Here is an 18,161-nt window from a genome sequence, read left to right as displayed (position 1 = left end):
CCCCCCTTCCGTAATACGGGTACGCTTCGAATGTCTCGACACGCCGATGCCCGGCCACCGGCAACTGATGACGACCTCGATTGGTGTCACGATGCAGTTCAGGGGGTCTCTCGGACCTTCGCCCTCACGGTCGACGTCCTCGACGAACCGATGGCGTCGCACATCTGTATCGGATATCTCCTCTGTCGAATCGCCGACACCGTGGAGGATTCGTCTTCAATCGCGCCCGACGAGCAGGCACACCTCCTTCGACTCTACGACCGCGCGCTCGACTCCGACGACGACACGACCGTCGACGAGTTCGTGGCCGCCGTACAGCCGCACCTCCCCCCGGAGGGCGAACAGTCCGACGACTGGATGGTCGTCGCCAACACCGCTCGGGTCTTCCGGACGTTCGAGGCGCTGCCGGAGGACGTGCGGGAGGCGGTCACGCCGCCGGTCCGCGAACTCGTCTCGGGCATGGCGATGTTCGTCGAACGCTACTCCCAGACCGGCGGGCTCCGCATCCAGTCCCGCGAGGAGTTAGAGGAGTACTGCTACTACGCCGCCGGCACCGTCGGCAACCTCATCACGAACCTCGTGACCCGCGGCAACGTCGACAGCGAGCGCCGCTCGCGGCTCTACGACACCGCCGAGGAGTTCGGCCTGCTCCTCCAGCTCGTGAACATCGCGAAGGACGTGCACGACGACTACACCTCCGAGAACAACGTCTACCTCCCCGCCGACTGGCTCGACGACGCGGGCGTCCCGCAGGAGGAGGTCGTCGACCCCGAGCACAACGACCGCACGGCCTCGGTGGTCGCGCGGACCGCCGACCACGCGAAGTCGTTCCTCGACGACGCGCAGACCTACCTGGAGACGGTGCCGCTCCGCGAGGGCAACACGCTCGCCGCGTGGGCGATTCCGTTCCTCCTCGCGGTCGGGACGCTCCGCGAACTCGTCGCCAACCCCGAACACGCGGTGACGGGCGAGGGCGTCAAAATCTCCCGACAGGAGGTGTTCGCCGTCGTCTCCGAGATGAACGGTGCGAGCTCCGAGTCGCTCGCCGAGATGCGCGAAATCATCTCGCGCCAGCCGTTCCACCGAGCGACGACGAACCTCGACTGAAGACGACGCCGCGCCGTCGGTCGGGCCTCGGTTCCGTTTTCGAGTCTCTTCTCCGTCCGTTCGCTTCGAGCGCCGCCGAACGCGGCGGTTAGTTCCTCTCCCGCGAACGCCACGCTTCGCACCCGCCGCGACCCCGGCGGAACCGAATTCGAGGGCCATGCGGTCCCGTGACGAACGCAGTTTGGGAGGATTTTTAGTAACCCAAGCATAACGGGCGTCTATGAGTACCGAAGAAGCACACGACGACCACGGCCATCACCTGCCGGCGGTTCAGGACTGGCCGCGCGGCTTCGGCGAGGCGAGCTGGTGGCCGTTCGTCACCGCCGTCGGGGGCGCGGGCATCTACGCCGGTGCCGGGCTGTACGTCATGGGACAGGACGGAATCGTCGGCCAGACGGCGGGCCCCGCCGTGTTCGTCGGCAGTATCTTCCTCTTCCTGGCCGGACTCTACGGCTGGTTGTACCACGCGTTCGTGAGCCACTTCTGGTCGCGCGACGCGAGCCAGAAGAGCGCATCGAAGCTCCGCTGGGGGATGATTGCCTTCCTCGGCTCCGAACTCGGGACGTTCGGCGCGCTGTTCGCGTACTACTTCTTCATCCGCGCGGGGACGTGGCCACCGCAGGAACTCCCGCATCTCACGGGGTCGTTAGTGTTAGCGAACACCGCCATCCTCATCGTGTCCAGTCTCACGCTCCACTGGGCGCACGTCGCCATCCGCGAGGAGAACCACCGTAACTTCATCCTCGGGCTCGCGGTCACGCTCCTGCTCGGCGTGATATTCATCGGCGGGCAGGTGTACGAGTACTACGAGTTCATCGTCCACTCGAACTTCTCGATTACCGACGGCATCTTCGGGTCGGCGTTCTACGGCCTCACCGGCCTGCACGGCCTCCACGTCAGCCTCGGCGCGGTGCTTCTCGGTATCGTCTTCGTCCGCGCGCTCCGCGGGCAGTACTCCACCGAGCGCCACGTCTCTGTCAGCACGGCCTCGATGTACTGGCACTTCGTGGACGTCGTCTGGATCTTCCTCGTCGTCGTCCTCTACGTCGGCGCGGAAGTCGGCGCGTAACCGAACCGAACCGGACCCGCCTGTCGCCGCGTCGCGGCGGCACCGATTTTCCGCTGATCTCTCCGAGAGCGACGGACGCCGATACGACCGTACAGGGCCGAACGACGACCGACAGCCGGGCCGGACCACCCGTGACCGCCCTCGGCCGCTCACCCGAACTGCTCGTTGAAGCGGTAGATGTCTTCGTCCACGCCGGCGACGACGAGGTCGTCGTCGGCTTCGACCCGGAACTCCGGGCCGACCTCGGTGACGAGCGCGCCGTTTCGCTCGACGGCGATGACGGTGCAGTTCGTTCGGGCGCGAACGTCGGCCCCGGCGAGGGTCCGCCCCACGAGGCCGGGGGCGTTCGTCCGGACGATTTCTATCTGCGACTGCGGCGCGATGACCTCCTCGTCGAGCACCGTCGAGGCGAGCATCCGGCCGGCGACCGTCGAGAGCGCGAGGACGTAATCCGCGCCGGCGCGGTAGAGCTTGGCGATGCTTTCGGTCTCGTTGGCGCGGGCGATGACCTCCGTCTCCTCGGAGACGCGCTCGGAGACGAGCGTGGCGAAGACGGCCGTGGTGTCGTTGTCGAGCGCGAGGAGGACGCCGCGAGCCTCGGAGACGTTCGCCTCGGAGAGCGTCTGCGGGTCGGTGATGTCGCCGACGAGGTCGACGCCGGGCTTGTCCTGCTTGTCGACGACGAGGTGCGGGACGCCGGCGCTCGCCAACTTCTCGGCCGCGGTGGAACCGACCTCGCCGTATCCGGCGACGATGACGGTCCCGCGGCGGAAGCGCCGCGCCGACGACAGCGTCAGCGCGCGGAGTTCTTCGAGCTGCTTCTCGCGGCCGACGACGAGCAGGATTGTGTGTTCGTCGATGACGGCGTGGGGGGCCGGCGGGGAGACGAACTCCCCGGTGAACCACGCGCCGATGACGTTGACGCCGGTGACGTCCCCGATGCCGCTCTCGGCGATGGTCCGACCCTCGGCGGGGCTGCCGCGCTGGACGAGCAGCTCCGCGACTTCGAAGTCCTCGCCGATTTCGATGGCGTCGCCGAGTTCCGAAGAGATGGACGTGGTCGCCTTGCCCGCGAGGCTCTCGCCGAGGAGCCGGCGCGGCGAGACGACCCGGTCGGCCCCGGCGTAGCGGTGGTAGTCAGCGACATCGGGGTCCTCGATGAGGCTGACGACGCGGGCGTCCGGCGCGGCCTGCTTCGCGGCGAGGATGATGCTCGCGTTCGTCTCGTCGTCGTCGTCGGCGACGATGGCGAGCGCCTCGGCCGCGTTCGCCGCCTCCAACGACTCGACGTCCTCGGGGTCGCCGTGGACGACGTCGTAGCCCGCGCCGTGTAGCTCCTCGGCGCGGTCGCGGTCGGCTTCGAGAATCACGTATGGCACGTCCATCGAATCGAGTTCGTCCACGAGGGCGTCGCCGCGAGGGGTGAACGTGCAGATAACGACGTGGTCCGAGCGCGTCGACGCCGTCGGCGGCGCGGTCCGCAGGGCGTCTTCGACGAGCGGGACGAGAAACAGCGGGAGCGTGAGGAAGACGGTCGTGACGCCCGTGAGTTGCATCAGAATCGACAGCGCGAGCAGCGGCGGATGGTCGACCCAAAATCGGGTCTGTTCGCCGTAGCCCGTCGTCGTGAACGTCTCGACGACGACGTGGACCGCCTGCAAGAAGGTGATGTCCTCGCCGGCGAAAAATCCCGCCGCCCACTGGTACGCGATGGAGAACGTGAGCATCAACAGCCCGGCACCCGCGAGATAGCGGCCGAGTCGTCGCTTCGCCTTCGACAACCCGGGGCCGTCGCCCGAAATAGACATACACCCGCTATGGCCGCCGGTGGCTAAAAGCGTCCTGACGCGGGAGGCGTTCCATGAGCCGCCGTCGAGACGCCGCGTTCGCGGGGGGCTCTCCTCGCCGCCGATGATTCGTCGCGCGGCCCTGACCTGTTACGCGAGGAATACTTAACAGCCGCCCGTCCCCCTGTACGGGTATGTGTAGCACACCGTCCGACCGCCGAGGCGACAGTCGGCGGCCGTGACGCTCTCGGGAGACGGCGCGGCGACGCCGCGGACGACACGTCGGACGAGACGGCGGGTGCTCGAAACCGGCGGCGCGGCGGCCGCGGCCACGCTGGTGGTCGGCGGACTGCTCGCCGTCGAGTGGCTCTGGCTCGTCTCGCGGGCCGCACCCTCGCCCGAGACCGCCGCGGCGACGTGGGCCGCCGGGACCCTGCTCGTCGTCGTCGGGCTCTGCGTGTACGCCTACGCGAACGCGGACGAGAACGTCGCGCCCGGAAACGCCGGAACGGCCGAATCCGCGGCGGAATCGCCCCGCGCCTACGACGACCTCGGGGTCCCGACCACCGTCACGCTCGTCCGCGGGTTTCTCGTCGCGGGCGTCGCGGGCATCGTCGGCGTGGCGCTCCACGGGTCGCTGAGTCCGTCGTGGGGGTGGGCCGCCGCCGGCGGCTACGGCGTCGCCGCCGCGCTCGACGCGCTCGACGGGGCGCTCGCCCGCCGACTCGACCGCGTCAGCCGCCTCGGCGCGCGACTCGACACCGCGGTCGACGCCTTCGGCCTCCTCGTCGCCCCGCTCGCGGGCGTCCTCCTCGGCGAACTCGCGTGGTGGTACCTCTCGGTCGGGGCGGCGCGGTACGTCTTTCTCGTCGGCCGCCGCCTCCGCGAGCGAGCGGGGCGACCGACGTTCGACCTCCCGCCCCGCGCCTCGCGGCGCGTCCTCGCCGGCGTCCAGATGGTCGTCGTCCCGCTGGCGCTCGCACCCGGCGTCTTCGACTCGTGGATGCCGCTCGTGACCGGCGTCGCGGCCGCGGCGCTCCTCGTCGGCTTCGCTCGGGACTGGGGCTACGTCTCGGGCCGCCTCGGAAACGAGGGCGACGGAGACGCGCCAGTCGCGGAGTAATCAGTCGAGTTCGGCCAACACGTCGAGGTTGTGAGCGACGTACGCGAGTTCGTCGCCCGCGAGGGCGTCGTGTCGGGCGTCGAGCCACCCGTCGAGCGTCGCGCGGTCGACCGCGGCCGACTCTCCGACGGATTCCTCGACGAAGCCGAGGATTCGGTCGAGGAAGATTCGCGCCTCGTCGTCGTGCGGCGGGTGGACGACCCAATCCGAGCCGCCGGCCGCGACGACCGGCGCGCCGAGTTCCCGCAGGGTCGACAGGAGGTCGGAGCCGGTGTTCGGTCCCGCGCGGTCGCCGCCGCGCATCGTCTCGTGGTACGCGCCGAGCACCGCGTCGTCGTCGGGGTGGCTCGGGCGGAACGCGGTTCGACCGTCGAACGTGATGGGCGCGTAAAAGAGGCCGTCGTCGGTGAGCCGCGAGAGGAGCGCGTCGACCGCCCGTCGGAGCGGGAGCACGTCGAGGACCGCGTGGGCGACCACGAGGTCGATCGCCTTCGGGAGGACCGTCATCGCCTCGAAGAGGTCGCTCGTCACGTAGGTCAGCGAGACGCTGCGGCCGTGGCGTTCGATGCGGAAGCCGTCGGGCGTCGGCTCGGCGGTCCAGCCGGCGGCGCGCGCCCACTCAGCGAACGCCGCGGCCGCGTTGTCCGCCATCCCGCGCGTGCGGTCGACCATGATGTACTTGATTTCGTCGTGCGCGTCGAAGACGCCCCACGAGAGGAGCCGTCGACACATCGCGCCCGTCCCCGCCCCGACCGAGACGACGCGGAGCGGCTCTCCCGACCGCGACTCGGCGCGCGCCTCCAGCCGGTCGATGAGGCTCGCGAGCGTCGGTCGGTGGAGCGCGCGGTCGTCCACGGGCTCCTTCGCGCGGAGGTAGTGGACGAACCGGTCGTCGTGGCTGGTCACGACCGACCCGTCTCGGCGGACTCGTATAACCGTTCTCCCGGCTCGGTCCCGACCGCGGCGAGCGAATCGGTCACAGCAGGCACGCTGAAGTGTGAACTGAGCTAAACATTCGCTCGATTCGCCCGGAAAGTATTTGATTCGGTTCCGGTGATGTAACCCCAAATGGATAGCGAGATTATTGACGCGGTGACCGGGTGGGACTCCGCGCCCGCCGAACGAGGCTACGGTGGCCTCCGGTCGCTCGCGGACGACGGCTTCACAGGAGCCGTCGTCGCTGGCATGACGTGGGGATTCATGCTCAACGGCCGTCTCCTCGGCGTTTTCGACGGGGCGGTTGCAGATTTCGAGGGTGAATCGTTCGAGGCGCACCGCGCACCGGACCCAGCGCTGCCGCTTCTGTACGCGATGCAGGAGACCGGCGGCGACGTCCGCGCGCAGTACTACACGGAGGAGACGCCGCTGCAAGACGCAAACGGAACGCTCTCGTCGGGCGGCTTCACCGGCTACGTCGAACTGTCCGAAAACGTGCTCTCGGGCGACTACTTCGTCGTCTACCACGGGGGGAAGTCGATGAGCGCCGCCTTCGTCGGCAACAGCAAGCGGCTCATCACCGGCGACGAGGCGTTCGAGCGCGCGAGCGACGAGGTTGGCATCTACAAGGTTTACGACGTGGACATCGACCTCGTCGACATTCCCGAAGCCGACTCCGACGAGGAAGCCGACGATGCGACGGGAGCCACCGCGGGCGGCGTCGCTCCGGCGGACGACGAGACCGACGCGACAGACCCGTCCGAGGAGCCGGAGCCCGAACCGGCGGCCCCTGACGAGTCGGGGGCGACAACCGCTGTCGACGAGACCGCACCCGAACCCGCCGGCGGTGACGGCGATGACGATGGAGACAGCGACGACGGCGAATCCGTCGACAGCGAGCCGGCGATGGCCGACGCTCCGGCCGACGAAGAACCGGACCCCGCGGCGGCCGCGGCTGACGCGACCGCGGACGACGCCGAGCCGGCAGCGTCGACGAGCCCCGACGACGAGTTGACCGAGACGGGGTCCGGACCGTCTGTGACTCCGGGCGGGTCGCGGTCTCCGGAGTCAACCGAGGCGGCCGCGTCGACCACGAGCCGGCCCGTGCCGGAGGAGTCGCGGCCGCCGACAGGCGAGGGACCGGTCGTCACCGACGCCCCACAGAAGAACGGCGAGGCGGCGTCTCCGGACCCGGACCCGGACCCGGAGGGCGGCGCGACCGGCGACGACGTGTTCTCCGCCGAGGCGCAGTGGCGAAACGCCCGGTCGATTCCGTCGCTCGACCCCCGCGACGCCGAGGGTGAGTCCGTCGACGGCCGCCCCGGGACGCCTCGAAGCCACCAGCGGAACACGACGCAGGCGACGCATCGCCGGCAGTCACAGGGCGAATCGCGGGCGTCGCCGCAAGACCAGAGCCAGCGGCCGAACCAGCGGCAGGCCCAGCCGGCCGACGGGACGCCGGACGAGCCCGCCGTCGACCCGGCGGAAGCCGAGTCGCTGAAAGAGCAGGTCGAGGCGCTGGAGTCGGAGCGCGACCGGCTCGAATCCGAGCGCGACTCACTCCGCGAGGAGCGCGACGAACACCGCTCGCGCGCCGAGGAGCTGGCAGACCGCGTCGCCGAACTCGAATCCGAGGTCGAACGGCTTCGGGGACAGCTCGACGAGGCGGGGCTTCGGTCGACCGACCGCTCGATGTCGGCCGACGAGGCGCTCCGCGGGACGAACCTGTTCGTCCGCTACGCCCGTAAGGGCGAGGCGACGCTGGAGAAAGCCCACGACGGGCAGGCCTCCCGCGAGGAGGTCGTCGAGAACCTCCGGCTCGAACACCACACCACGTTCGACACGGAGGGGCTCGGCATCGACGGCCAGCCCTACGAGGAGTTCCTCCACGAGACGCCCGAGTACGGCTTCGCCAAGTGGGTCGTCACCGACCTGCTCTACGAAATCGGCGAGACGGGCAACCGGTCGAGCCTCGCGGGCGTCTTCGACTCGATTCCGAAGGCCGACCGAATCGAACTGTACGGGAGCGTCTCGATACCCCTCGGCGACGGCGAAGCCGAGTCCCGGCAGTTCGACATCATCGTCCGCGACCAGATGGGCGAGCCGCTGTTCGTGGCGAACCTGAACGACTCGCGGGACCCGGCGACCCGGCCGATGGTCACCCAACTCATCAAAGACTCGAAGGGCGTCGCCAACGCGAAGGAGACGCTCGGCTCGGCGTTCATGGTCACGAAGAGCTTCTTCGAGCCGGGGGCGCTGGAGGCCGCGACCGAGGAGACCGGCGGCGGTCTCCTGAGTCGGTCGAAACGCAAGAGCTTCGTGAAGCTCTCGCGGAAACAGGGCTACCATCTCTGTCTGGTCGAAGCGCGGGGTGGCGAGTTCCACCTGAACGTGCCCGACCTCTGAGTCGGCCCCGATTCGACCGTCGTCGCGGTCGCTGTCGCTGTGTTAGTTTGTGTCCGCGGTTCGCCGCGGCTGTCGGCGGTACGAAGCAATAGTGAAACGACCGCGGGGCTCGGAGAGCGTCCGCGGCGAGTGTCCGTGGTGTCGGGTCGGTACCGTTCGGTTCCGACCGCGTCGAAGCGTCGCTAACGCGGTCGGTCCGATGTCGTGCCCGGAGAGACTCGTCGGACGAAACAGGATAGAACGACCGCGTGCGCCTGAAGTGTGGTTAGTTCTCGATTTCGGCCGCTTCCTCGATTTTCATCGATTCGAGCTTGCCGACGATTTCGTCGAGCTTGTCGTCGAGTTCGTCGACGAACTCCTGGGTGCGCTCGGTGGTGATTGCGCCCTGGCTGGAGGGCTCGATGAGGTTCTCTTCTTCGAGAACGCGGAGGGAATAGCGAACCTTGTGGTGCGGGTAGCCCGTCTCGTTGGACATCTTCACGATGCCGATCGGCTCACTTTCGATAACCATCTTCAGGACCTGGAGATGGCGCTCCAACATATCGACTTCCTTCTCAAGTCGGTCTATCATGCCATTTGTTAACTCTTCTTGGGAGGCTTTAAGCCTTGCCCTCCGAGCCGGCGAAAAAATGAGATAACGCGACCTTAACGAGGACACTAATTAACCGTTGTGTTATCCGTCGCCACGCCAATGCGTGTTCATGGCGTATTCCTCGATGGTTCTGCGATAATTAGACATGAACGTGCATTTCTCGTCGGCCGCGACCGTAATCTGTTTAGTCCGGCGCGGGGAACGGCCGACGTATGACTGTTACCATCGTCGGTTCGCAACTCGGCGACGAGGGCAAAGGCGCGCTCGTCGACCTGTGGGGCGGCGACGCTGATATCGTCGTCCGCTATCAGGGCGGCGACAACGCCGGCCACACCGTCGTCGAAGACGGCGAGGAGTACAAGCTGTCGCTCGTCCCGAGCGGGGCCGTCCGCGACAAAATCGGCGTGCTCGGAAACGGCTGCGTCATCAACCCGCGGACGCTGTTCTCCGAAATCGACGACCTTCGCGAGCGCGGCCTCGACCCCGACGTGCGCCTCGCCAAGCGCGCGCACGTCATCATGCCGTACCACCGCCGCCTCGACAACATCGAAGAGGAGGCGAAGGCCGACTCGGACCTCACCGTCGGCACGACCGGCCGCGGCATCGGCCCCACCTACGAGGACAAGGCGGGCCGCCGCGGCATCCGCGTCGGCGACCTGCTCGACCCCGACGTGCTCCGCCAGCGACTGGAGTACGTCGTTCCCCAGAAGAAAGCGCTCATCGAGGACGTGTACGGCCTCGAAGCCGGCGAGGAGTGCGACGTGGAAGCGCTCGTCGAGGAGTACACCGAAATCGGCCGCCGCCTCCGCGAGGACGACATGGCCGTCAACTGCGGCGACTTCCTCGCCGAGCGCCGCGAGGCCGGCGACAACGTGATGTTCGAGGGCGCGCAGGGCACGCTCATCGACATCGACCACGGGAGCTACCCGTACGTGACCTCCTCGAACCCGACCGCGGGCGGCGCGGCCACCGGCACCGGCGTCGGTCCGACCGTCGTCGGACAGGGCGAGGTCGTCGGCATCGTCAAATCGTATCTCTCCCGCGTGGGCGAGGGCCCGATGCCGACCGAGCTGAAAGGCGACGACCGCGACGAGGAGCTCGCGGAGTTCATCCGCGAGAAGGGCGGCGAGTTCGGCACCGTCACCGGCCGCCCGCGCCGTATCGGCTGGCTCGACATGCCGATGCTCCGCCACGCCGCCCGCGTCAGCGGCTTCACCGGCATCGCCGTCAACCACCTCGACGTGCTCGCCGGCCTCGACGAGGTCAAAGTCGGCCACGCCTACGAACTGGAGGGCGAGGAACGCCTGACGATGCCCGCGACGACCGAGCGCTGGGGCGAGTGCGAACCCGTCCTCAAGGAGTTCGACACGTGGCCCGAAGTGGACTGGGCGGCCGTCGCCGAGGAGGGCTACGACGCCATCCCCGACGCCGCACAGGACTACCTCGAATACCTCTCGGACGAACTCGACGTGCCGATTTACGCCGTCGGCGTCGGCCCCGGCCGCGAGCAGACGGTCCACATCGAAAACCCGTTCGACGACTGAGCGCCGCGCTGTCGGCCGACCGATGACGGCCCTCCGCCGTCCACCGACCACCGCGGCGACGGCGGCGAACCCGTACGCTTTTACTTCGCGCAATCCACCGTCACGACGATGAAAGAATCCCTGATGGACATCCTCTGTGACCCCCTCGACAAGAGCGAACTCGAGCTGGAAGTCGACGAGCGCGACGGCGACGAAATCATCGAGGGGCGGCTCATCGGTACGGTCACCGGCGAGGTGTACCCCATCGAGGACGGCATCCCGAACCTCCTACCGCCGGACATGCGAGACGACTGAGGGGACACCTCATCGGACCTGAACGTTTTTCTATTCTCGTCTCGACGGTGAAGCCGTGTCGAACGCGCCGCTCACCGTCACGCTGAACGACGAGCGCCCGCACGACCTCTCGGTAGCGCCGTCGTTCTCGACGAACGGGCCGTTCTCGGTCGAACTCGCGAACGAGGGGCAGGCGGTGCACGTCCACCTGCACATCGACGACGAACTCTCGCGCGCGGCGAGCCTGTCCGAAGGGAACCACTTCGTCGACGGCGACCAGACCAAGACCGTAGAGGTGTTCGTCACCCAGCCGTCCGAGCCGGTGTCGGGGAAGCTCAAAATCGTCTCGGGCCACGGCTCGGAGACGAGATACGTCGACGTGACCGTCGAACCCGGCTCCGGCGGCAAACCGCCGGTCGACGTGGACGAGACGCTGTCGAAGCCGAAACAGCCCGCACCCGAGCCGAGCGTGACCGAGAGCATCGCCGACGTGTTCCCGAGCGTCGACCCGCGGGCCGCCCCGCTTTTCGGCCTCGCGCTCGTCGCGCTCGTCCTCGCGGTGGCGCTCGCCTCGGTGTTCGAGAGCTTCGCCATCACCCTCGGGGCCGGCGTCGTCGTCGTCGGCGTCCTCGCGGCGCTGGTGCTGACGATGCGGTGACGCTAACGATGCGGTGACGGCATCGGAAAACGAAACGCAGAGCGCTCGCGGCGCGGCCTACTCGTCGTCGGGCGCGTCGGTCGGGACGCCGCCGAGGTTGCCGTCGTCGTCGAACAGTTTCGCGCGCAGGAACCGCGCCCGGTAACGGTTCGCGCCCTCGTACACGTCGGCCTCGCGGATGTCGTCGATGCGGCCGTCCGCGACGGCGTCGATGATGTCTTCGACCTGTTGTTTCTCCGAGGGCGTGAGTTCGAACTCGTAGGTCTGGGTCTCCTCGCCCTCCAGCCGCGTCCACTTGCGGGACGCCGCGATGACGACGGAACACGGCTCGCGGCACGGGAACGCGCCGTCGCCGCCGTCGACGTCGAGGTCGGTGTCGTCGTCGTACTGCCACTCGCGGCGCTTGACGCACTGGCTGTCGGCGCAGCAGGCCTCCGCGACCCAGTCGACGTGTTCGTGGCCGTCGCCGCGGTTCCACGTCTTCACGACGCTGTACATCCCGGTCTGACGGCCGATAGCGTCCTCCCAGTGGGTCACGTCGAGTTCGCCCCGGCGCTCGCGGTACCAGTTCGGCACCGACGCGGGGTAGAACGTCTCGACGGTCTCCACGAGGTCGCAGCCGTCGAGGGCGGGGAACAGCCAGCCGCCGGCGAGGTTGCTGCCGGACTTCAGCGGGCGGTACCGCCCCTTCTCGTCGTAAGTCGCCAACTGGCGGGCCGCGAGCGGTTCGTGGTAGGCGTCGAGGTCGTCGCGGTCGGCGGCGGCCTCGTCGGCGTGGCGGAGTTCGTAGGAGCGCTCGCCGTGGTCGTCGACGGTGACCGTGACGAGCAGTTGGCCCCACTCGCGGCTGACGCCGTCTCGGAGGGCGTCGTAGCGCTCGGGGACCGAAGCGGCGTCGGCGTCAGCGTCGGCGTCGTTGTCGCCGCCGACTCCGTCTCCATCGCCGTCACCGCCCGCATCGACCACCGCGCCCTCGACCCAGCGGAGGAACGCCCGTCGCTGCGGGCTGGACTCGCCGACGACCTCGGACCAGAAGTACCAGTTCGTCGCGTAGTCGTCGCAGTCGTCGAGAGCCTCGCGGAGTCCGTCTTCGGTGAGCCCCGAGAGCGTCGCGTCGGGCGTTTCGAGGCGGAACCCGCCGTCGCCGTCGGGGGCGACGGTGAGCCCGTCGAGCGAAACGCCGTCGCCGGTCGCCGCGGCGTCGACGAGGGCGTCGCGGTGGTGCCCCATCAGTTCGCCTCCTGCGGCGTCTTCCGGGTGCGTTCGCGCACGACTTCGAGGCTGTTCCCGATGTCGGCACCCGCGTCGGCCGCGCGTTCGAGTACCACGTCGGCCATGAGCCCCTCGGTGCCGACCGCGCCGGCGTACCAGATTCGGTGGCCCTCGACCTCGGCGGGCACGTCGTAGCCCGTTCGGTAGTCGTCGGTCAGGCCCATGTCCTCCGGGATGTCCTCCTGGGTGTGGAAGCCGTCGGCGATAAACAGCGGGACGACGACCACGTCCTCGGAGTCGAAGTAGTCGGTCACGTCGTCGACCTCGGGTTCCTCGTCCATGTAGAGCGCCTGCACCTCGTCGAAGCGGTCCATCTCGCGGATGCGGTCGGCGTGGTACTCGATTGCCTTCGCGGAGTTCTCGTTGCGCTCGGTCCCGTGGCCGACGACGGCGAGGCCGAAGCCCTCACCGACGTTCGGGTCGCCGGTGACCGTCTCGGCCCGGCGGACCAACACCTCGGTCATCGCCGCGTGCGTCCCGACCGGCCCGCAGTAGTGAATCGTCTTCTCGGGCACGTCGCTCGCGGTGAGGGTGACGTGCGACGCCGACAGGCCGTCGGAGTCCCAGTCGGCCACGTCCCACCCGTCGAGGCGGAGTTCCCGCGGGATGACCTGCTCCGTGAAGTAGCCCTCGCTGATGAAAAGCGGGACGACGTACACCTCGTCGGCCTCGACGGTCCGGAGCACCTCGCGGATAGACGGCTCTTCCTTCCAGAAGCCGGTCCGTACCTCGTCGAACGCGCCCGCCTCGCGGACCGTGTCCGCGTGGTCGTAGGTGGGGGCGCTCGAATCCGGGTTCAGGTGCGACCCGTGCGCCACGATGACCAGAGCTTGCATGTCCGGGGGTTACGAGGGGAGTGTCTTATGAACTTCGCATCGGAGAAAGGAATCTTCGGGTTCGGCCAACTCGCGTTCACTACTCGTTCAGGCGGCGCGACGCGGTGGGGCGGGGAGTCGCCTCCGAGACGGCCGCGACAGCGCCCGACGAGCGGCGCTTTTTTGCGCGCGCCCGACCACGGCTGAGGCATGTCCCTCGCCGCCGACGCGCGCGACGCAGTCCGCGAACGACCGTACCTCCTCACCGCGCTCCGCGCGGGCGTCGTCAACTACGCCGCCGCCGCGGCCGAACTCGACCTCGGCGACGACGAGGCGGTCGCGGCCGCGCTCCGCCGGTTCGCCGCCGACCTCCCGCCGCTCGAAGCCGACCCCCGAGACGCCGCCGTGACGATGCGAAGCGGCGTCGGCCTCGTGGGCGAGGACGTCGAGGTGACCGATGGCGAACCCGTGCTCTCGGTCGCCGGCGTCGACCTCGCGGGCGGCGGCCCGCTCACGGCTATCATCGCTGAGGGCGAGGTCGACCCGACCGTCCTCGCCGCCGTTCTCTCCCGACTCGACGCCGAGTCCGTCGTCGTCGACGCCGCGGGCGTCGCGGGCGACACGCTCGCCGTGGTCGTTCCGCGCCGACAGGGGGCCGCCGCCCTCCGCGTCGTCGAAGCGGCCGTCAGCGATTTATACGTCTGATCCCCGGATATCAACCGTGATAGCCGGCGGCCGGCGCTTATTACCTCGGAGCCGGTGAGTTCGTCAATGGTTTCGCCCAGCCCCCGCGACGACGACGGCAACATCTCGCTTTCATCCACGGAACTCCTCGACGAACTCGACCTCGACGCCGACGAGTTGGGCTGGCGGCAGTCGTTCGTCGGCTTCGACGACGAGGACGCCGCGCGCCTCGCCGACCTCCGGGGCGTCGTCGAGGCCCGCGACGAGGCGCTCGTCGACGGCTTCGTCGAGCCGATTCTCGCGAACGAGCGGACGACGGACGTCATCGACCGCTCGAAGACCGACCTCGACGGCCTCCGCGCGGTCGTCTCCGGCTACTACCGCTCGTTCACCGACGGGAACTACGACCAGAACCACTACGCGGCGCGCACGCGAATCGGCCTGCTCCACGACAAACTCGACATGCCGCTGCACTACTTCGGCGGGATGTTCGCCAACGTCACCGGCATCTTCGCGGACGAACTCCGCGGGCGCGCCGTCGCCGACGCCACCGAGTCGCTGTCGGGCGAGGACGCCGACCGCGTCGAAGACGCCGTCGACGAGGCGTTCGCGGACATGATGGCGGTCGTCCGCGGGCTCAACCTCGACCGACAGGTCGTCAACGCGACCTACCTCTACTCGTACTCGCTGGACGTCCGCGAGGAGGTCCGCCGGGCCAGAGAGAGCCGCGGGGACTTAGAGTCGGTCGCATCCCAGCTCCACGAGGAGACCGCCGGCACGAGCGAGAGCATCGTGGAAATCGAGGGGTTGGCGGCCCGGCAGGCCGACATGACCGAGGAAATCGCCGCCGAACTGTCGAACCTCAGCGCGACCGTCGAGGAGGTCGCGGCCACCGCCGACGACGTGTCCTCGCGGAGCGACGAGGCCACCACGCGGGCCGAGGAGGGCCGCGCCGAGGCCGGCGAGGCAATCGACGCGATGCGGCAGGTCGGCGACGACCGCGACGAGATAACCGTGAACGTCGAGGCGCTCGTGGCCGCCATCGACGAGATTCAGGACATCGTCGAGGTCATCGACGAGGTGGCCGACCGGACGAACCTGCTCGCGCTCAACGCCTCCATCGAGGCCGCTCGCGCCGGCGAGGCCGGCTCCGGCTTCGCCGTCGTCGCGGACGAGGTGAAGTCGCTCGCGAACGAGTCGAAGTCGCAGGCCGAGCGCATCGGCCAGATGATAGAGGACGTGACAGACCACATCGAGGACACCGCCGAGGCGCTGTCGTCGGCCGACGAGAACATCGACCACGGCATCGAGCGGGTCGAATCGACCGTCGAGAGCCTCGACGAGATAACCGACTCGGTCGCCGACGTGACCGACGGCATCGACGAGGTGGCGCGGGCGACCGACGAGCAGGCGACGCTCACCTCCGACATCGCCACCTTCGTCGACGACGCGGCGACGCAGGTCGACGAGGTGACCGCGGAGATAGACCGCATCTCCGAGAGCGTCTCCGAGCAGGCCGAACAGGCCGCCGACCTCGACACGGCCGTCGAGGAGTTGGACCGCGAGGCCGACCTCGAATCGTTCCGCCGGCGCGCCGAGACGACGACCGACGGCGGCGTCGCCACCAGAGGCGGCCACTACGCGCTCGCGTCGGCGGCGAACGCCGACCGCGCGGTCGGAGGAGGGACGGGACCTGCAAGTCCGACGGGCGACCGAGTCGGCGGCGCGGCGTCCACCCCGACCGGCGACGATGCGACCGCCGACCCGACCGACCGGATTCCGGCGTTCGTCAAGCGACTGCTCTCGGAGGAGACGCTGGCGAAAATTCGCCGCGGCGAGGCCGACCGCCCGGAGTGGACGAAGTAACCGCTGCGATGAGGTGACGACGGCGCGGCGGTCGCCTCGGCGGGCGACCGCGTATCGACGCCGGCCCGGCCGCGCTTCCGACGGGTTGAAAGTGGTCCCGGAAGTAGCCGAGTGTGATGACCCTGTCCGTGACCAACACCCTGACGGGAGAGCGCGAGGAGTTCGAGTCGCACGGCGACGAAGTGTTGCTCTACGTCTGTGGACTGACGGTCTCGGACCACGCGCACCTCGGCCACGCCCGCCTGTGGATGCACGCCGACCTGATGCACCGCTGGCTGGACTACGAGGGTTACGACGTGCGCCACGTCGAGAACTTCACCGACGTGAACGAGAAGATAGCCGCCCGCATCGGCGAGGACGACCTCGGAGACGACGAGGCGGGCGTCGCCGAGCACTTCGTCGGCGACGTGATTCGCGACATGCGCGGGCTGAACCTGAAGCGCGCCGAGGTCTACCCGCGCGTCTCCGAGCACATCCCCGAGATTATCGACCTCGTGCAGACGCTCGTCGACCGCGGCCACGCCTACGAGTCCAACGGCTCCGTCTACTTCGACGTGTCCACGTTCGACGACTACGGGAAGCTCTCGAACCAGAAGCTCGAAGAACTGGAGTCGCGGGCGACGAAAGACGAGCGCTCCGAGAAGCGCAACCCGACCGACTTCGCGCTCTGGAAGGCCGGCGCGGTCGACCCCAAGACGGCCGCCGAACACCGCGACCCCGACCTCGAACCGCTCCACGCACCCTGCGGCGAGACGTGGGAGTCGCCGTGGGGTGAGGGCCGCCCCGGCTGGCACATCGAGTGCTCCGCGATGTCGATGACGCACCTCGGAGACACCCTCGACATCCACGTCGGCGGCCGCGACCTCGTGTTCCCGCACCACGAAAACGAAATCGCCCAGTCTGAGGCGGCGACCGGCCAGCAGTTCGCCCGCTACTGGCTCCACGTCGGCCTGCTCCAGACGGAAGGCGACAAGATGAGTTCGAGCCTCGGAAACTTCTTCACCGTCGGCGACGCCCTCGACGAGTTCGGCGCGGACGTGATTCGGACGTTCTACCTCTCGACGGCCTACGGCTCCGAGCAGACGTACTCCGCCGAGACCATCGCCGAGGCCGAAGAGCGCTGGGAGCGCCTCGAACGCGCCTACGAGGCCGCCGTCGACGCGGTCGACAGCCCCGACGCCCGGACGAAAGTCGAGGCGACCGACCTCCGCGACACCGTGACCGAGACCCGCGAGAACTTCCGCGAGGCGATGAACGACGACTTCAACGTCCGCGAGGCGATGGCCGAACTGCTCGGCCTCGCCGGCGCGGTCAACCGCCACGTCGCCGACGCCGACGAGTACGACTACCGCGCGCTCCGCCGGGCCGTCGAGGCGTTCGAGGACCTCGGCGGCGAGGTGTTCGGCCTCTCGTTCGGCGACGCGGGCGAGGGCGGCGACGTGTCGGTCGCGGAGGACCTCGTCCAACTCGTCTTGGACGTGCGCGAGGCCGAGCGCGAGGCCGGCAACTACGAGCGCGCCGACGACCTGCGCGACGACCTGACGGCGCTCGGCGTCGACGTCGAAGACGGCCCCGACGGCGCGACGTTCCGGTTCGAGTAATCCTCCCGGCTCCCCGGCTCACATCGTAAACAGGTGCGAGTCGTCCGGAATATCGAACAGACCCATCCTGACGCCCGCATCCAGCCAGCCGTAGCCGTACGAAAAGGACGCCAGCGCGTTCACCCAGTCGTCGTCGGCTTTGAAGTGCCGGCCGTCGTCGAGGTAGGACTCGGCCATCTCCAGACAGTCGGCGGCGGCGGCGCCGAGGTGCGTCTCGTCGGGGACGGCCTGCACCGCCTCGTCGAGCGCGTCGGCGAGCATCCCCTCGTAGCGGTTCGTCTTCTCCTGTAAGTCGGCGGCCATGCGGAGTCGTGCGTCCGCGACAGATACCGGTCTTTCGCTCCGCGCGCCGCGAGAGCCGTGGCATGCGTTGTCGTGCCGGTGGTGTAGCGCGCCTCGCAATACAGCGAAACCTTAAGACGCCGGTG

16 protein-coding genes are annotated in these 18,161 nt (G+C 68.8%); 10 read left to right on the top strand and 6 right to left on the bottom strand.

The window, feature by feature from the left end:
- Positions 1 to 30: 30 nt before the first annotated feature.
- Complete coding sequence (locus tag HVO_RS10175; RefSeq protein WP_013035444.1) at positions 31 to 1,107, top strand: phytoene/squalene synthase family protein; 1,077 nt, start codon at positions 31 to 33, stop codon at positions 1,105 to 1,107.
- A gap of 220 nt (positions 1,108 to 1,327) precedes the next feature.
- Positions 1,328 to 2,176, top strand: a complete 849-nt coding sequence (locus tag HVO_RS10170; RefSeq protein ID WP_004043799.1) for a cytochrome c oxidase subunit 3 — start codon at positions 1,328 to 1,330, stop codon at positions 2,174 to 2,176.
- A gap of 149 nt (positions 2,177 to 2,325) precedes the next feature.
- Here HVO_RS10170 and HVO_RS10165 read toward each other — a convergent pair whose 3' ends face one another.
- On the bottom strand, positions 2,326 to 3,984 hold the full coding sequence (locus HVO_RS10165; RefSeq protein WP_004043800.1) for a potassium channel family protein: 1,659 nt from the start codon (positions 3,982 to 3,984) through the stop codon (positions 2,326 to 2,328).
- Between the two features lie 277 nt (positions 3,985 to 4,261).
- Between HVO_RS10165 and HVO_RS10160 the strand changes: the two genes are divergently transcribed.
- Entirely contained in the window at positions 4,262 to 5,086 is an 825-nt protein-coding gene (locus tag HVO_RS10160; RefSeq protein WP_004043801.1) for a CDP-alcohol phosphatidyltransferase family protein, read from the top strand.
- On the opposite strand, the gene HVO_RS10155 is transcribed toward HVO_RS10160, so the two are convergent.
- Positions 5,087 to 5,992: a methyltransferase domain-containing protein gene (locus HVO_RS10155; RefSeq protein ID WP_004043802.1), complete on the bottom strand. Its 906-nt coding sequence runs from the start codon at positions 5,990 to 5,992 to the stop codon at positions 5,087 to 5,089.
- Positions 5,993 to 6,154: 162 nt separating this feature from the next.
- Here HVO_RS10155 and HVO_RS10150 point away from each other — a divergent pair, with 162 nt between their 5' ends.
- Positions 6,155 to 8,428: a DUF7527 domain-containing protein gene (locus HVO_RS10150; protein ID WP_004043803.1), complete on the top strand. Its 2,274-nt coding sequence runs from the start codon at positions 6,155 to 6,157 to the stop codon at positions 8,426 to 8,428.
- Between the two features lie 265 nt (positions 8,429 to 8,693).
- Here the strand turns inward: HVO_RS10150 and HVO_RS10145 are convergent, their stop codons facing one another.
- Positions 8,694 to 8,999: a hypothetical protein gene (locus HVO_RS10145; RefSeq protein WP_004043804.1), complete on the bottom strand. Its 306-nt coding sequence runs from the start codon at positions 8,997 to 8,999 to the stop codon at positions 8,694 to 8,696.
- A 233-nt stretch (positions 9,000 to 9,232) separates the two neighbouring features.
- On the opposite strand from HVO_RS10145, the gene HVO_RS10140 reads away from it, so the two are divergent.
- From HVO_RS10140 to HVO_RS10130, 3 genes are all read left to right on the top strand, one after another.
- Positions 9,233 to 10,564, top strand: a complete 1,332-nt coding sequence (locus HVO_RS10140; RefSeq protein ID WP_004043805.1) for an adenylosuccinate synthase — start codon at positions 9,233 to 9,235, stop codon at positions 10,562 to 10,564.
- 108 nt (positions 10,565 to 10,672) lie between these two features.
- Complete coding sequence (locus HVO_RS10135) at positions 10,673 to 10,858, top strand: methytransferase partner Trm112 (RefSeq protein ID WP_013035425.1); 186 nt, start codon at positions 10,673 to 10,675, stop codon at positions 10,856 to 10,858.
- Positions 10,859 to 10,913: 55 nt separating this feature from the next.
- The gene (locus tag HVO_RS10130) at positions 10,914 to 11,495 is read left to right on the top strand and encodes a DUF7524 family protein (RefSeq protein WP_004043807.1); all 582 of its coding nucleotides are present in this window, start codon (positions 10,914 to 10,916) and stop codon (positions 11,493 to 11,495) included.
- A gap of 57 nt (positions 11,496 to 11,552) precedes the next feature.
- On the opposite strand, the gene HVO_RS10125 is transcribed toward HVO_RS10130, so the two are convergent.
- Together HVO_RS10125 and HVO_RS10120 are read right to left on the bottom strand one after the other, a co-directional pair.
- The gene (locus tag HVO_RS10125; RefSeq protein ID WP_004043808.1) at positions 11,553 to 12,725 is read right to left on the bottom strand and encodes a DR2241 family protein; all 1,173 of its coding nucleotides are present in this window, start codon (positions 12,723 to 12,725) and stop codon (positions 11,553 to 11,555) included.
- Positions 12,725 to 13,603, bottom strand: coding sequence for a CbiX/SirB N-terminal domain-containing protein (locus HVO_RS10120; RefSeq protein WP_004043809.1), 879 nt, complete (start codon positions 13,601 to 13,603; stop codon positions 12,725 to 12,727). Before HVO_RS10120 ends, HVO_RS10125 begins: the two co-directional genes overlap by 1 nt.
- A gap of 189 nt (positions 13,604 to 13,792) precedes the next feature.
- Between HVO_RS10120 and HVO_RS10115 the strand changes: the two genes are divergently transcribed.
- From HVO_RS10115 to cysS, 3 genes are all read left to right on the top strand, one after another.
- Entirely contained in the window at positions 13,793 to 14,287 is a 495-nt protein-coding gene (locus tag HVO_RS10115) for a DUF7523 family protein (protein WP_004043810.1), read from the top strand.
- 66 nt (positions 14,288 to 14,353) lie between these two features.
- Complete coding sequence (locus HVO_RS10110) at positions 14,354 to 16,132, top strand: globin-coupled sensor protein (RefSeq protein WP_004043811.1); 1,779 nt, start codon at positions 14,354 to 14,356, stop codon at positions 16,130 to 16,132.
- Positions 16,133 to 16,248: 116 nt separating this feature from the next.
- Complete coding sequence (gene cysS, locus HVO_RS10105) at positions 16,249 to 17,733, top strand: cysteine--tRNA ligase (protein ID WP_004043812.1); 1,485 nt, start codon at positions 16,249 to 16,251, stop codon at positions 17,731 to 17,733.
- An 18-nt stretch (positions 17,734 to 17,751) separates the two neighbouring features.
- Here cysS and HVO_RS10100 read toward each other — a convergent pair whose 3' ends face one another.
- Positions 17,752 to 18,036 carry a DUF357 domain-containing protein gene (locus HVO_RS10100; RefSeq protein WP_004043813.1) on the bottom strand — a complete coding sequence of 95 codons (285 nt, stop codon included), beginning with the start codon at positions 18,034 to 18,036 and terminating at the stop codon, positions 17,752 to 17,754.
- Positions 18,037 to 18,161 lie beyond the last annotated feature (125 nt).

Origin of the sequence: Haloferax volcanii DS2, assembly GCF_000025685.1 — an archaeon.
GTDB classification, from domain to species: Archaea; Halobacteriota; Halobacteria; order Halobacteriales; family Haloferacaceae; genus Haloferax; species Haloferax volcanii.
This window is presented reverse-complemented; position numbering and strand designations above follow the sequence as displayed.